Raw genomic sequence first — 13,482 nt, forward strand, 5'->3', positions numbered from 1 at the left:
TCAGTGCCGCCGGGGTGTGGCGGCGCTGTCGCTGCCCCAGTTGACGTTCCGCATGTCCAGGTCCACCTTCACGGCGTCGATGCTCCAGCGCTGGGCGGAACCGGTGGCGCGGATCTTGGTCACGAGGGCGCCGGAGCCGTCGGTGGCGGCCGGGGTGAGAGCCAGCTTCGGGTCGAGGCGTGGGACCAGGGCGCCCCGGGAGGTGAGGTCGTAGCGGAGGGCGCGGGCGGCCGTGCCGGTGGCGGTGCAGGACGCCAGGCGGACCGAGTAGCCGAGACGGGAGTCCAGGCACAGGCCGGGGTCCGCGGCGTTGCGCAGCAGCCCGTCGGTCTCGTACGTCCACTGCTGCCCGGGCGTCGTCGAGCAGGCGGTCAGCACTGTCTCGGCGCCCGTGACGACGCGCTTGCCGGTGATGCCGACGCACAGTCCGGAGGCCAGGTTGCGCAGTCGGCCGTGCGGGGTGCCCCGGGGACCGTGGCCGGCCCCGGCCCAGGTCGGTGACGGGCTCGGCGCGGCCGGTGAACCGCCCGGTGCCGGGGTGGCGGTGCCGGCGGGGGCGGGTGCCCGGTCGGAGCCGAGCACCGACCACAGCACCAGGGGCAGGGCGACCAGGCCGCAGACGGTGACGGCGGCCAGCGCGAGGTGCCGGCGCCGGGCGCGGCGGGCGACGCGCAGCGCGTAGCGGGGGGAGAGCGCGGCGGCCGGGCCGCGGCCGGGCGGGGGCGTGGCGAACGGCTCGCCCGCCCCCGGCATCACCGCGGATGGCGCCGGGACCGGCTCCGCCGGCGCGTCGGCGCGGCTCGTCCGGGACTCGACATAGGCGCGGGCGCCCCAGCCGAGCACCGTCTCGGCCAGGGCCGGGCCGAGACCCGTGGCGAACTCGGCGAGTTGGCCGGCGGTACGGCCGCAGTGCGCGCAGCGCGACAGATGGGCGCGCAGGTCCGGGTCGACGTCCACGCCGCCGCGCCGGTACGTCACGTCCAGCAGGCGCAGATAGCGCCGGCACTCGGTCTCGGGGGCGAGTTCGCGGTGCACCTGGAGGCATTCCTCGCGCAGCCGCTCGCGGGCCCGGCGCAGTTCGAGGCGGACGTCCTCCTCGTTCCGGCCGAGCAGCACGGCCGGGACCGACAGCGGGTCGGCCTCGACCTCGGTGTGCCACAGGACCGCGCGGGCGGCTCCGGGCACCTGCTGGAACGCCCGGGAGAGCAGCCGGCGGCCGGGGGACGGCCGCAGCAGGGCGGCGGCGCGCTCACCGGACCGCAGGGCCGGGTGGAGGAGGCCCCGGCGGTCGTCGTTGTCCCATTCGGCGGCGATCCGGCGGACGGTGACCAGCACCTCGGGGCGCCAGGCGGCGCTCGGGCCGCTGTGCCGCAGGGACTCGCCGAAGAGCCGGGTGAAGGCGGCCGTGGTGAGCATGCCGGCGGCGCGCGGGGCGCCGGTGCACAGCCGGGCATAGGTGAAAGCGGCCTCCCAGTGCCGGTCGAGGAGTTCACCCACCGGATGGAGTGCGGGCGCCGTGCCCGTCCACTTCTTCAGTTCGGCGCCGAGCCTTTCGTCCGAGGGGCCTGCCTCATTCACGGCCGCATTCCTCCAGTCCCGGAATTGAAATTGCGACTGCGCGCCGACAGTGCACACCTTTGCACAGGCCGGCGCGCCGGAACAAGAGTTCCCGCATTTACCAGCAATTCCTGTCAGGGGCCGCCGTATTGACGAATTGTCAAGGAATCCCTTTTCTTCTTGACCGCACTGTCCGGCCGGGCCGGGTCAGTGGCCGCTGATCTCGCGCGGGGTGTAGGGCTGCCGGAGCTCCTCGATCTCCTTGTCGCTCAGCTCCAGTTCGACGGCGGCCACCGCGTCCTCGATGTGCCGCGGCTTGGCGGCGCCGATGATCGGCGCGGTCACCGCGTCCTGGTGCAGCAGCCAGGCGAGGGCCACCTGGGCGCGGGACACGCCGCGCTCCTCCGCGATCCGGGTGACCGCCTCGACGATGGCCCGGTCGCCCTCCTGGTACAGCTTGCTGCCGAACTCGTCGGTGGTGCTGCGGCCGGTGACCGTGCCCCAGTCCCGGGTCAGCCGGCCGCGGGCCAGCGGGCTCCAGGGCAGCACGCCGACGCCCTGGTCCACGCAGAGCGGCAGCATCTCCCGCTCCTCCTCGCGGTAGAGCAGGTTGTAGTGGTTCTGCATGGACACGAACTTGGTCCAGCCGTGCCGCTCGGCGGTGTACTGGGCCTTGGAGAACTCCCAGGCGTACATCGAACTGGCCCCGATGTAGCGGGCCTTGCCCGCCTTGACCACGTCGTGCAGCGCCTCCATCGTCTCCTCGACGGGCGTCTCGTGGTCGTAGCGGTGGATCTGGTAGAGGTCGACGTAGTCGGTGCCGAGCCGGCGCAGGCTGTGGTCGATCTCGGTCATGATCGCCTTGCGGGACAGCCCGCCGCCGTTGGGTCCCGGCCGCATCCGGCTGCACACCTTGGTGGCGAGCACGATCTCGTCGCGGTCGGCGTACTCGCCGAGGGCCCTGCCGACGATCTCCTCGCTGGTGCCGTCGGAGTAGACGTTGGCGGTGTCGAAGAAGGTGATGCCCGCCTCCAGCGCCTGCCGGATCAGCGGGCGGGAGGCCTCCTCGTCGAGGGTCCACTCGTGCGTGCCGCGGTCCGGCAGCCCGTAGGTCATGCAGCCCAGGGAGATCCGCGAGACGTCCAGACCGGTCGAACCGAGCTTCACGTACTGCATCGTTGCTGCTCCTGCCTTCGTCACGATGGTCGGCTCCGAGCCTACGGCGTGACCGGGGACCGACTTGACGATCAGCGCGGGCGGGCGATTTGATCCTGAGTTGTGTCGCGCCGCCCGGCGTGCGCAGGACGGAGTGGACTTGCCCGCCAAGGGTGTCTTCCGTGCCGGGGGGTCCGTCCGGGCCCTCGGCGCGATGTCAGCGGCCCTGATCGTCGCCGTGTCGGTACTGACCGGCTGCGGTTCCCCGGACGACGCGAAGGACGGTGCGCGCGGGTCCACCGCGGCGGCGACGCCGGACGCGGTGCGGCTGCCGCCGCGCCACGCGGGGTTCGACTACCAGATCGGCGGCGCCTATCCGCCGCCCAAGGGCGTGCGCATCGTCAGCCGCGACCGCTCCGACTCCCCCGCGCGGGGGCTGTACAACATCTGCTACGTCAACGCCTTTCAGGCCCAGCCCGCCGAACGCTCCTCGTGGCCTGCCGACCTGTTGCTGCGCGACGGCGACGGCGAGGTCGTCATCGACGAGGACTGGAACGAGCCGCTGCTCGACATCGGCACCGCGGCCAAGCGGGAGCGGATCGCGCGCCGGGTCGACGGCTGGATCGACGGCTGCGCGAAGAAGGGCTTCGACGCGGTCGAGCCGGACAACTACGACAGCTACACCCGCTCCCACCACCTGCTCGACGCCGAGGACGCGGTCGCCTTCATGGCCCTGCTCTCCCGGCACGCGCACGCCCGGCACCTGGCCATCGCGCAGAAGAACACCGCCGAACTGGCCGGGCGGCGGGCCCGCGCCGGGCTCGACTTCGCGGTGGCGGAGGAGTGCGGGCAGTACGACGAGTGCGGGGTGTACGCGAAGGCGTTCGCCGACCGCGTGGTGGACATCGAGTACACCGACACCGGCCTGCGCTCGGCCCTCGCCCACTGGGGCGACCGCCTGAGCATCGTCCGCCGTGACCGCGACGTCTCGACCCCGGGCAGCTCGGCGTACGTGCGACGGGCACACTAGGCGCGCCCCACCAAGTCCAGGCCGCGTGTCCAGCCGAACTCCGGGCGCCGTCCGTCCGGCCCGGGGGCGCCGGTGTACGGGGCGCCGAAACAGGGTGCCGACGGCACGGGCCGTCCGGTCCGCGCGGCGACGCCCTCGACGTCGAAGAACCCGCCCCTCGCGACCGGAGTGGCGATCACCCCCACCTCCCAGCCGCGTTCTTGGGCGGCGACGACCAACTCGGGCACCCTACCGATCCGGTCGGTACGGTCCCACAGCCCGACAACCCCGGCACCGCTCGCCCCGGCCGGACCGGACCCGTGTGCCTCGAAGCCGGGCCCGAGACCGAGCGGCCGGATGTCAGCCCGGGGCGTCCGTCACGGCCGGTTCCGTGAGCGTGATGGCGCCGACCGGGCAGGCCCGGGCCGCCTCGCGGACCATCGGGTCGCCGGCGCCGTCCTCGCGGCCCGGGAGGAGGGCGCTGTAGCCGTCGTCGTCCTGGGTGAAGACCTTCGGCGCGGTCAGCGCGCACTGGCCGGCGCCGATGCAGGTGTCCCTGTCGATCTCGATGTGCATGAGCTGAGCCTCTTACCAGGTCACGGGGAGTTCCAGCATCCCCTGGATCGTGTCGCCGGGTTTGAAGGGAATCTTCTCCGCCGAGGCGGCGAGCCGCAGCCCGGGCAGCCGGCGCAGCAGGGTGCCGAGGGCGATCTCCAGCTCGGCGCGCGCGAGGTTCTGGCCGAGGCACTGGTGGATGCCGAAGCCGAAGGCCACGTGGTGGCGGGCGGGACGGTGGAAGTCCAGGCTGTCGGGTGCGTCGTACACCGAGGCGTCCCGGTTGATGACGGAGGTGGAGAAGAGCACGCCCTCCCCCGCCCGGATCGTGACGCCGGCGACCTCCATGTCCTCGGTCGCGACCCGCTGGAGCCCGTCGGCGATGGACAGCATCCGCATCAGCTCCTCGACGGCGGACGACAGCAGCGCCGGGTCGGCGCGCAGCTCGGCCAGCCGGTCGGGGTGGCGCAGCAGCGTGTACGTGCCGAGGGAGATCATGTTGGCGGTGGTCTCGTGCCCGGCGACCAGCAGGATCAGGGCGAGCGAGATCATCTCCTCGCGGTCCGGTCCGCCCTCCTCCCGGTGCCGCCGTACCAGGTCGTCGAGGACGCCGTCGCCCGGCTCGGCCCGGCGGGCCTTCTCGTCGACGAGTCCGCCGAGGTACTCCTCCAGCCGTACCCGGGCGTTCTCCGTGTCGGCGGCCGTCGGCCCGCGCAGCAGCCGGCGGGACTGTTCCTCGAAGAACTCGTGGTCGGCGTAGGGCACGCCGAGCAGGCCGCAGATGACCGTGGAGGGCACGGGCAGCGCGAAGGCGGACACCAGCTCGGCGGGCGGCCCCTGCTCGATCATGGCGTCCAGCAGGTCGTCCACGGTCCGCTGGATCCAGGGGCGCAGCTCGCTCGCGTGCCGGACGGTGAACGGCGGGATCAGCATCCGCCGCTGGCGTTTGTGCTCGGGATCGTCCAGGCCGAGCAGGGCCACCCGGCGCCGCTCGGGGTCGGTCGCGAAGCGGGGCGTGGAGACCGGGAAGCCCGGGCGGGTGCGGTCGCTGGAGAGCCGGGGGTCGGTGAGCAGGGCGCGCGCGACGGCGTGCGAGGAGACCAGCCAGACCTCGCGGCCGTCGTAGAGGGTGACCCGGGACAGGGGGCGCCCGGCGCGCAGCGGGTCGTAGCCGGCGGGCGGGTGGTAGGGGCAGGTGCGGTCCTGGGGGAAGGCGACGGGTCCGGCCGGGGCGGCGCGGCCCTGGGTGTCCGTCGATACCGTCAGATCCGTCAGATCCGTCATGAGCAAGACCTCGCAGACGAAGAAGTGCGTCGTGCCGATCTTCATTAGATGCCTCAGGCACCTATGCGGCGACCACAACTTCGGCCACATCGGTGAAGCGCGGGATCTGGCCGAAGTGGCGGAGCCCCCGGGGTCGACTTCCAGCCTACGTTCCCCCGGTCGGATGACGCGCGGCGCGGGACGGATGATCCGGCGGGTCACCGGCGTTGACTCCGGGTGACAGACAGCCGTTGGACCGACGAAGGAGACGGATCGCATGCCTCTTGAGGGCGAGTACGAGCCGAGCCCGGAGCAGTGGGTGCGCGAGCAGGTCGAGCTGTACGAGAGCTCCGGCGGGACGAAGGGGACGACACTGCGCGACACCGGGCTGCCGGTGATCGTGCTGACCACCCGGGGCGCGAAGAGCGGCAAGATCCGCAAGACACCGCTGATGCGGGTCGAGCGGGCGGGCGCGTACGCGGTGGTCGCCTCGCAGGGCGGCGCGCCCAAGCACCCGGTGTGGTACTTCAACATCAAGGCCGACCCGCGCGTCGAGCTCCAGGACGGCCCGGAGCGGCGGGACATGCGGGCCCGGGAGATCACCGGCCAGGAGAAGGCGGAGTGGTGGGAGCGGGCGGTCGCCGCGTTCCCGCCGTACGCCGACTACCAGAAGAAGACCTCGCGGGAGATCCCGGTGTTCGTGCTGGAGCCGGTCGACGGGAACTGAACCCCGGCCCGGAAGCGGGGGCTTCCCGAAGTCCCCGCTTCCGGTGCGGTGTGAAGCCGGTTCCGGGCGGGCACCCGGCCGTCAGGCCCCGCCGCGTTCCCCCGTCGCGGCGGGGCTCTCGTGTGCCTCGTCCGCCGGCCGGTCGGTGACGTCCAGGAAGACCTGGGTGGCCTCCGGGAAGGTGCGGGTCAGCGAGGCCTTGATGCGCATCGAGACCTCCTCGACCCGTTCGCTGTCCAGCCCCGGCACCAGGTCGATGCGCGCGGCCACCAGCGTGGAGTCCAGGCCCAGCTTCATCGTGAACAGCGCCTCCACGCTGTCGATCTCCGGCTGCGCCCGGAGCAGCGAGCGGATCCGGCCGCTCAGTTCGGGATCGGCGGCCTCGCCGATGAGCTGGTCGCGGGCGTCGCGGCCGAGCCGGTAGGCGACGTAGACGAGCAGCAGGCCGATCGCCATCGAGGCGGACGCCTCCCAGACCACCTGCCCGGTGACCATGTGCAGGGCCATGCCGATGATGGCGAGGGTGACGCCGAGCACCGCCGTGCCGTCCTCGGCGACGACGGTCCGCAGCGCCGGGTCGCGCAGCGCGCCGAGCCCGCCGCCCTGTTGCCGCACCTGGTGCAGGGCCCGCAGCAGGGAGGCGCCCTCGGCGAGCAGGGCGACGCCGAGCACGATCAGACCGGCCACGTAGCCGCTGAGCTTCTCGTCGGCGCCCTCGCGCAGCGCCTCGATTCCTTGCCAGACGGAGAAGCAGCCGCCCATGACGAAGATGCCGACGGCCGCGAGCAGCGACCAGAAGAAGCGCTCCTTGCCGTACCCGAAGGGGTGCCGGCGGTCGGCGGGCCGGCGGCTGCGGCGCAGCGCGGCCAGCAGGAACACCTCGTTGAGGCTGTCGGCGACCGAGTGGGCGGCCTCCGACAGCAGGGCGGGGGAACCGGCGATCACACCGCCGGCGGCCTTGGCGACCGCGATCACCAGGTTGGCGGCCAGCGCCACCCACACGGTGACCTTGGTGTGCCGGTCCGCCTTGCCGTCCGCCTTGTTCCGCGCCCCGTCGTCCGGGGCCCGGTCCTGAGGGGCCTCGTCGTGGGGCACCTGGTCGTGGGGGGCGCCGTCGTCCCGCGCCGTCGGTACGGCCGTCTGCCGTTGCGAGGAAGTCCCAGTCACCCTTCGCCGACTGCCCCCGACCGGGCGGCTCACACCGTGCGGCCGGCGGAAAACGGGGAACGCGGTGGCGCAGGACCCGGCGCGCGGGGAACACCTCGCCCCGGGTACCCCGGCACGCGAGGAGGAGAGACATGGCAGGCGAGGGCAACAGCGCCTACGGTCACAGGAAGTTCACCCGGTCCCGGAGCCACTTCCGGGACCGGGTCACCGCCGACGGCCGGGGCGGGTGGCCGGTGGCCGCGGACCGCTACCGGCTGGTGGTGTCCCGCGCCTGTCCGTGGGCCAGTCGGGCGGTGATCTCGCGGCGGCTGCTGGGCCTTGAGGACGCCCTGTCGATGGCGGTCGCCGACCCGATCCAGGACGACCGCAGCTGGCGGTTCACCCTGGACCCGGACGGCCGCGACCCGGTGCTCGGCATCCGCTTCCTGGCCGAGGCCTACGAGCGCCGGGAGGCGGACCCTGCGGGCGGCGTGAGCGTGCCCGCGCTCGTGGACATCCCGAGCGGCCGGCTGGTCACCAACGACTACCAGCAGCTCACCCTTGACTTCGCCACCGAGTGGACGGCCCTGCACCGCCCCGGGGCCCCGGACCTGTATCCGGCGGACCGGCGGGACGAGATCGACGAGGTGATGGCAGGGGTCTACGAGGACGTCAACAACGGTGTGTACCGGGCCGGGTTCGCCTCCGGGCAGCGGGAGTACGAGGAGGCGTGCGTGGCGGTGTTCCGGCGGCTTGAGCTGCTCGCGGAGCGGCTGTCCGGGCAGCGCTATCTGGTCGGCGACACCCTGACCGAGGCGGACATCCGGCTGTTCACCACGCTGGTCCGGTTCGACGCCGTGTACCACGGCCACTTCAAGTGCAATCGCTGGAAGCTGGCCGAGAACCCGGTGCTGTGGGCGTACGCCAGGGACCTGTTCCAGACACCGGGTTTCGGCGACACCGTCGACTTCGACCACATCAAGCGGCACTACTACCAGGTGCACAGCGGCATCAACCCGACCGGCATCGTGCCGCTCGGTCCTGACCTGGGCGGCTGGCTGAGTCCGCATCACCGTCAGGAGCTGGGCGGACGCCCCTTCGGCGACGGGACACCGCCGGGGCCGGTGCCGCCGGGCGAACGAGTGGCCCCGGAAGGTCGGCCCGCATGAGGGCCGCGTGACGAGGAAGGAGTCAGACATGGCCAAGAACAAGAAGAAGAAACTCCCTCTCGCCTACCAGCCGGTCGGTTTCGTGCTCAGCTGGGCGGGCGGTGCCTTGGCCGGAATGGCTTTCCGCAAGGCGTGGAAGGCGATCCGGCACGAGGACGACGCACCGGACGCCCTGGACCCGGACCGCGGCTGGGGCGAGATCCTGCTGGCCGCCGCGGTCCAGGGCGCGATCTTCGCCGTGGTGCGCAGCGCGGTGGACCGCACCGGCGCCAAGGCCATCGCCCGTTCGACGGGCGTGTGGCCGGCCACCGACAAGGGTGGCCGGGACTGATCCACCGGGCCCTGTCGCCGTACCCCACCCGGAGTACGGCGACGGGGTTCAGCCCTGTTTGGGCGCCGTGGTGGGGTTCAGGCGCAGGGTGAAGGAGTGCCCGGCGGGGTCGGAGTAGCCCCGCTCCTCGTACGGCCCGGCCGCGTCCCGGGTCTCGATGGGCCGGCCGCCGAGGCCGACCACCCGGCGCTCGGCCTCGTCCAGGTCCTCGACCAGCAGGTCGAGATGGGCCTGGAGCGAGTTCTCCGGACGCGGCCAGCTCGGCGGGGTGGCGTTCACGTCCCGCCGGAAGGCGAGCCGGACGCCGTCGGCGCCGCGTATCTCCACCAGGTTGGCGGAGGCCTCCGTCAGTTCGCCCTCCAGCAACTTCTTGTAGAATTCGGCCAGTTTCTCGGGCTCGGCGCAGTCCAGGATCACAACGGCCGTTTTCACCAGTGTCATCGCTACCTCCCGGGGTTCGGTTCTCCCCTGCGGATATCCCGGGCCCCCGGTTTCAGTCGGCGGTCAGCCAGCGGCCGTCGCGCATCAACTCCCGCCCCGGCAACTCGCCTTGACCGCGCCAGGCCTGGACGCGGCGGGGCGTGACGACGAAGTACAGGTGGCGGGTGGCGAGTCGGCGCGGGTCGAAGCCGGTCGCGCCGGCGAACACCTCGGCGTCCTCCTCGGGCAGGTCCTCGGGGGCCACCGCCCGCACCGCGCCCTCGATCAGGACGACGTCCCGGGCCGGACCGATGCCGAGCCGGGCGACGCCCGTCGTCACGAGGTTGTGGCCGGTGGTGCTGTCGGCGGGGGTGGCGATCAGCAGGGTGGCGCCGTCCCATACGTAGGACAGCGGCACGAGTTGGGGGGCGCCGCCCTCGGGTGCCGCGGTGGCCACCCAGGCGTCGACGTCGTGCTCCAGCCGGTGCAGGGTGTCCTTCCTGCGCTGTTCGGCGGTGCGGGCGGGCGCGGCGGTCATGTCGTACGGCCTCCTGGTCGTCGCCGGCGCGTACGGGGCGACGCGCGGACAGGGCCAGTGTGACGGTCGTCCGCCGTCGCCGGAGCGGATCACCGGCCGGGCGTGTCCGCACGCGGTCCCCGACGACGCCGTCGGCCCCGGGCGGGAAGGGCACCGGCCGCGGGGCCCTCAGTCGCAGCCCGCGCCGTCCTTCACCAGCGGCCAGGCCGCCACGCCGTCGGCCGTGCGGACGTAGACCACCGTGCTGTCCGCCGTGCGCCACAGGTGGCTGCCCCGGTAGTGGTAGCCGGTGTCGCGGGCGCCGGCGGGCAGCGCCGTCCTCGGGCGGTACGGCGCCCGGAGCAGCCCGTCGCGGGCGAGGACGCCGTCGGGATCACTGGCGTAGGTGCGTCCGTCCAGGTGGAGGAAGCGGGCGGATCGCCGGCCGCAGTGCGCCGGTCCGTCGGCACTGTGCAGTCGGGTCACCGGCACCCGGCGGCCCGCGCGGTCCGCCCAGATCTGCCAGTCGGTGGTGTCGGTGAAGCTCGCGGGGAGTTCGGCGGGGTCGCAGGAGGCGCTGGTCTCGGGGCCCCAACCGGGCCTGTCCTTCTGGTCCTTGGCGACGACCACGGCCACCTTGGTCCGGCCGCCGACGTCGAAGGAGTACAGCACCCGGTCCGCCTCCCGGCGCTCGGCGCGGTAGCCGTGGTCGGGGACCTCGGGCTGGACCATGTCGAAGTAGCGGGCCAGGCCCTCCTCCGGTGTCGCGCCGCCCTCGGAGGGGCCCCAGCCGTCGGGCCCCGAGCCGTCGAAGATCTCCCCGTCGCACTCCAGGGCCCGCCCGGCGGCGCCGGAGGCGAGGCGCAGCGCCCGGGGCCCGCCCGCGTCGAGGCTCCGCAGGGGGATGTCGAGGGGACCGCGGTACGGCGTCGCCGGGGGCCGGCCCTCGATCACCGGACCGGGGGCGTCGTCATGACATCCCGCCACCGCCACCAGTACCACCACCACTGCCGCCGCCGTCAGGCCTGCGCGCATGTTCCCGCCCCCTGTTCTCCCGTCGTCCGTGCGGTCCTTGGACGCCGGGGCGGGCCGGAACGTTCAGCGGGCGTGCTGGAAGGTTCGGCGGTAGGCCCCCGGGGAGACGCCGATCGCGGCGTGCAGGTGCTGGCGCAGGGAGGCGCCGGTGGCGAAGCCGACCTCGGCGGCGATCCGGTCCACGGGCAGGTCGCTGGACTCCAGCAGGTGCCGGGCGCGGGCCACGCGCTGCTGGATCAACCAGCGTCCGGGGCTGAGACCCACCTCCTCGTTGAAGCGGCGGGCGAAGGTGCGCGGGCTCATCCGCGCGTGCCCGGCGAGGTCGGCCAGGGTGAGCGGTTCGTCCAGGCGTTCCAGCGCCCAGGCCCGGGTGCCGGCCGTGCTCGCGGCGCCGCTGACCGGGACCGGCCGCTCGATGTACTGGGCCTGGCCGCCATCGCGGAACGGCGGCACGACGCAGCGCCGGGCGACCGTGTTGGCCAGCTCGCTGCCGTGGTCGGTGCGCACCAGGTGCAGGCAGATGTCGACACCGGAGGCGGCGCCTGCCGAGGTGAGGATCCGGCCGTCGGCCACGAACAGGACGTCCGGGTCGACGTCGACGCGCGGAAACCGGCGGCTGAGCCGGTCGGCGACCTGCCAGTGCGTGGTGGCCCTGCGGCCGTCCAGCAGGCCGGCCTCGGCCAGGACGAAGGCGGCCGTGCAAATGGAGACGATCCGGGCGTCCGGGCGGATCCGGCCGAGCGCCGCGGTGACCTCGGCGGGCAGCTCGGCCGGGAGGTACGCGGGCGGCATGGAGGTGACGATCACCGTGTCGGCGCTCTCCAGGATCTCCGGGCCGTGGGCGACCCCGATGGTGAAGTCCGCGCAGGTGCGCACCGGGCCGCCGTCGACCGAGCAGGTCCGCACCTCGTAGTGCCCGTCGGCCGCGCCGAGGATGCGGCTGGGGATGCCCAGCTCGAAGGGGTAGACGCCGTCGAGGGCGAGGACCACGACGCGGTGCGGGCGGCGGCCGAGCGGGACCAGGTCAGTCATGGCACGATCCTATCGAAGGTTGGCTTTTCTGCCATTTCCCGGCGTCGCGGAGCCGGGCAGGCTGGTTGACCATGAGCGATGTGAACACGATGCGAGTCATCAGCCAGGACGTCCTCGGCGGTCCCGAGGTCCTGAGGGAAGCGATGGTGGAGCGGCCAGCGCCGCGGGCGAACGAGGTGCTGGTCCGGGTGCGGGCCGCCGGGGTGAACCCCACCGACTGGAAGCACCGGGCGAACGGGGGCTTCCTCGGCGATCCGCCGTTCGTGCTCGGCTGGGACCTTTCCGGGGAGGTCGTGGAGACCGGGATCGGGGTGGCCGCGTTCCGGCCCGGCGACGAGGTCTTCGGCATGCTGCCCTATCCGTGGGGCCACGGCTCGCACGCCGAGTACGTGATCGCGCCGGTGCGCGCCCTGGCCCGCAAGCCCTCCTCGCTCGACCACGTCCAGGCGGGCGCCCTGCCGCTGGTGTCGCTGACCGCCTGGCAGGCGCTGACCGAGCACGCGGACGTCCGGCCCGGACAGCGGGTGCTGGTCCACGCGGCGGCCGGCGGGGTCGGCCATGTCGCCGTGCAGATCGCCAAGGCGCGCGGCGCCTACGTGATCGGCACGGCGAGCGCGGGCAAGCACGGCTTCCTGCGGGAGATCGGCGTGGACGAGCCGGTCGACTACCGGGCCGTCGACGTCACCGAGACGGTGCGGGACGTGGACGTGGTCCTGGACACGCTGGGCGAGGAGACGTCCGTACGGTCCCTGCGGATGCTGCGGCCGGGCGGGGTCGTGGTGTCGATCCTGCCGGCCGGCTCCCCGGAGTTCTTCGAGGAGGCGGAGCGGCTCGGGGTGCGGGCGGTGCGCATGCTGGTCGACGCCGACCGGGCCGGGATGGAGGCGGTCGCCGATCTCGCGGAGTCCGGGAAGCTGCGGGCGACGATCGCCGGGACGTTCCCGCTGGCCGACGCGGCCAAGGCGCACGAGCTGGGCGACACCGGGCGCACCACGGGCAAGCTGGTGCTGGTGGCCGGCTGAGCCCGGCGGCGGGCGGGGTGACGAGGACGCGCCGTCCCGTCGTCACCCCGCGGCCGCAAACCGAAAGACATATGTCAATCGAACATGCTCAAATTCCGTCCATCGAGGGTACCTTGACGGTCGAGAAGCGACTGTCCGGGCGCGGATGGAAGGTGATGCCGTCGTGCGAGACGACTCCGCACCGCGTACCCGGCAGTTACGCGTGTACGAGCACCGCGGCCACACGGTGCTGGAGCTGCTGGGCGAGATCGACCTCGTCGCGGCGGCCGAGATCGGTCCCGCGCTGGACCTGGTCACCCGGCGCGCCGGCGCCCGGATCGTGCTCGACCTGCGGCAGGTGGAGTTCTTCGACTGCTCGGGGCTGCGGCTGGTCTACCGGGCCCGCGCCCGGGTCCTGGAGCACGGCGGCCGGCTGCACCTGGTGTGCACGCATCCGATGACCCTGCGCGTCTTCCGGGTGACCGGTCTGTCCCGGCTCCTGCCGCCGTACCCCACGCCGGACGCGGCGCTGGCCGGCGCCGAGGCCGCGTCCGGCACGCTCTGA

Annotated in this window: 16 protein-coding genes; 6 read left to right on the top strand and 10 right to left on the bottom strand. The window is 73.3% G+C overall.

What is annotated here, in order from left to right:
* Both NX794_RS30280 and NX794_RS30285 read right to left on the bottom strand, forming a co-directional pair.
* Positions 1–1,578 carry an RICIN domain-containing protein gene (locus NX794_RS30280; protein ID WP_258782602.1) on the bottom strand — a complete coding sequence of 526 codons (1,578 nt, stop codon included), beginning with the start codon at positions 1,576–1,578 and terminating at the stop codon, positions 1–3.
* A 186-nt stretch (positions 1,579–1,764) separates the two neighbouring features.
* Positions 1,765–2,733, bottom strand: coding sequence for an aldo/keto reductase (locus NX794_RS30285; protein ID WP_258782603.1), 969 nt, complete (start codon positions 2,731–2,733; stop codon positions 1,765–1,767).
* 193 nt (positions 2,734–2,926) lie between these two features.
* Between NX794_RS30285 and NX794_RS30290 the strand changes: the two genes are divergently transcribed.
* Positions 2,927–3,742 carry an endo alpha-1,4 polygalactosaminidase gene (locus NX794_RS30290; RefSeq protein WP_258782605.1) on the top strand — a complete coding sequence of 272 codons (816 nt, stop codon included), beginning with the start codon at positions 2,927–2,929 and terminating at the stop codon, positions 3,740–3,742.
* On the opposite strand, the gene NX794_RS30295 is transcribed toward NX794_RS30290, so the two are convergent.
* The 3 genes from NX794_RS30295 to NX794_RS30305 all read right to left on the bottom strand — a co-directional run bounded on the left by NX794_RS30295 (position 3,739) and on the right by NX794_RS30305 (position 5,560).
* Entirely contained in the window at positions 3,739–3,999 is a 261-nt protein-coding gene (locus tag NX794_RS30295; RefSeq protein ID WP_258782682.1) for a hypothetical protein, read from the bottom strand. The two genes, NX794_RS30290 and NX794_RS30295, sit on opposite strands and share 4 nt — an antisense overlap.
* Before the next feature lie 82 nt (positions 4,000–4,081).
* Entirely contained in the window at positions 4,082–4,297 is a 216-nt protein-coding gene (locus NX794_RS30300; protein WP_258782607.1) for a ferredoxin, read from the bottom strand.
* Between the two features lie 12 nt (positions 4,298–4,309).
* A complete protein-coding gene (locus tag NX794_RS30305) occupies positions 4,310–5,560 on the bottom strand; it encodes a cytochrome P450 (RefSeq protein WP_258782610.1) in 1,251 nt (416 codons plus the stop codon).
* A gap of 256 nt (positions 5,561–5,816) precedes the next feature.
* On the opposite strand from NX794_RS30305, the gene NX794_RS30310 reads away from it, so the two are divergent.
* Positions 5,817–6,266 carry a nitroreductase family deazaflavin-dependent oxidoreductase gene (locus NX794_RS30310; RefSeq protein ID WP_258782611.1) on the top strand — a complete coding sequence of 150 codons (450 nt, stop codon included), beginning with the start codon at positions 5,817–5,819 and terminating at the stop codon, positions 6,264–6,266.
* Positions 6,267–6,347: 81 nt separating this feature from the next.
* On the opposite strand, the gene NX794_RS30315 is transcribed toward NX794_RS30310, so the two are convergent.
* A complete protein-coding gene (locus tag NX794_RS30315) occupies positions 6,348–7,361 on the bottom strand; it encodes a cation diffusion facilitator family transporter (protein WP_428985990.1) in 1,014 nt (337 codons plus the stop codon).
* 203 nt (positions 7,362–7,564) lie between these two features.
* On the opposite strand from NX794_RS30315, the gene NX794_RS30320 reads away from it, so the two are divergent.
* Both NX794_RS30320 and NX794_RS30325 read left to right on the top strand, forming a co-directional pair.
* Positions 7,565–8,581, top strand: a complete 1,017-nt coding sequence (locus tag NX794_RS30320; RefSeq protein ID WP_258782612.1) for a glutathione S-transferase family protein — start codon at positions 7,565–7,567, stop codon at positions 8,579–8,581.
* Between the two features lie 28 nt (positions 8,582–8,609).
* Positions 8,610–8,912 (top strand): DUF4235 domain-containing protein, encoded by a 303-nt coding sequence (locus NX794_RS30325; protein ID WP_184967054.1) that lies wholly within the window; start codon positions 8,610–8,612, stop codon positions 8,910–8,912.
* Positions 8,913–8,960: 48 nt separating this feature from the next.
* Here the strand turns inward: NX794_RS30325 and NX794_RS30330 are convergent, their stop codons facing one another.
* From NX794_RS30330 to NX794_RS30345, 4 genes are all read right to left on the bottom strand, one after another.
* The gene (locus tag NX794_RS30330; RefSeq protein ID WP_258782615.1) at positions 8,961–9,353 is read right to left on the bottom strand and encodes a VOC family protein; all 393 of its coding nucleotides are present in this window, start codon (positions 9,351–9,353) and stop codon (positions 8,961–8,963) included.
* 52 nt (positions 9,354–9,405) lie between these two features.
* On the bottom strand, positions 9,406–9,870 hold the full coding sequence (locus tag NX794_RS30335; protein WP_258782616.1) for a pyridoxamine 5'-phosphate oxidase family protein: 465 nt from the start codon (positions 9,868–9,870) through the stop codon (positions 9,406–9,408).
* 168 nt (positions 9,871–10,038) lie between these two features.
* Entirely contained in the window at positions 10,039–10,884 is an 846-nt protein-coding gene (locus NX794_RS30340; protein WP_258782617.1) for a hypothetical protein, read from the bottom strand.
* 63 nt (positions 10,885–10,947) lie between these two features.
* Entirely contained in the window at positions 10,948–11,916 is a 969-nt protein-coding gene (locus NX794_RS30345; protein ID WP_258782619.1) for a GlxA family transcriptional regulator, read from the bottom strand.
* A gap of 71 nt (positions 11,917–11,987) precedes the next feature.
* Between NX794_RS30345 and NX794_RS30350 the strand changes: the two genes are divergently transcribed.
* Both NX794_RS30350 and NX794_RS30355 read left to right on the top strand, forming a co-directional pair.
* The gene (locus NX794_RS30350) at positions 11,988–12,938 is read left to right on the top strand and encodes an NADP-dependent oxidoreductase (protein WP_258782620.1); all 951 of its coding nucleotides are present in this window, start codon (positions 11,988–11,990) and stop codon (positions 12,936–12,938) included.
* Between the two features lie 163 nt (positions 12,939–13,101).
* Entirely contained in the window at positions 13,102–13,482 is a 381-nt protein-coding gene (locus NX794_RS30355; RefSeq protein ID WP_258782623.1) for an anti-sigma factor antagonist, read from the top strand.

The sequence above is a fragment of the Streptomyces pyxinicus genome (assembly GCF_024753135.1).
GTDB classification, from domain to species: domain Bacteria; phylum Actinomycetota; class Actinomycetes; order Streptomycetales; family Streptomycetaceae; genus Streptomyces; species Streptomyces pyxinicus.

Bases quoted from the DNA above. Each gene is read 5' to 3' on its own strand.
- NX794_RS30285 (WP_258782603.1), bottom strand. From the start codon at position 2,733: ATGCAGTACGTGAAGCTCGGTTCGACCGGTCTGGACGTCTCGCGGATC.
- NX794_RS30290 (WP_258782605.1), top strand. From the start codon at position 2,927: ATGTCAGCGGCCCTGATCGTCGCCGTGTCGGTACTGACCGGCTGCGGT.
- NX794_RS30300 (WP_258782607.1), bottom strand. From the start codon at position 4,297: ATGCACATCGAGATCGACAGGGACACCTGCATCGGCGCCGGCCAGTGC.
- NX794_RS30305 (WP_258782610.1), bottom strand. From the start codon at position 5,560: ATGACGGATCTGACGGATCTGACGGTATCGACGGACACCCAGGGCCGC.
- NX794_RS30310 (WP_258782611.1), top strand. From the start codon at position 5,817: ATGCCTCTTGAGGGCGAGTACGAGCCGAGCCCGGAGCAGTGGGTGCGC.
- NX794_RS30320 (WP_258782612.1), top strand. From the start codon at position 7,565: ATGGCAGGCGAGGGCAACAGCGCCTACGGTCACAGGAAGTTCACCCGG.
- NX794_RS30325 (WP_184967054.1), top strand. From the start codon at position 8,610: ATGGCCAAGAACAAGAAGAAGAAACTCCCTCTCGCCTACCAGCCGGTC.
- NX794_RS30330 (WP_258782615.1), bottom strand. From the start codon at position 9,353: ATGACACTGGTGAAAACGGCCGTTGTGATCCTGGACTGCGCCGAGCCC.
- NX794_RS30335 (WP_258782616.1), bottom strand. From the start codon at position 9,870: ATGACCGCCGCGCCCGCCCGCACCGCCGAACAGCGCAGGAAGGACACC.
- NX794_RS30340 (WP_258782617.1), bottom strand. From the start codon at position 10,884: ATGCGCGCAGGCCTGACGGCGGCGGCAGTGGTGGTGGTACTGGTGGCG.
- NX794_RS30345 (WP_258782619.1), bottom strand. From the start codon at position 11,916: ATGACTGACCTGGTCCCGCTCGGCCGCCGCCCGCACCGCGTCGTGGTC.
- NX794_RS30350 (WP_258782620.1), top strand. From the start codon at position 11,988: ATGAGCGATGTGAACACGATGCGAGTCATCAGCCAGGACGTCCTCGGC.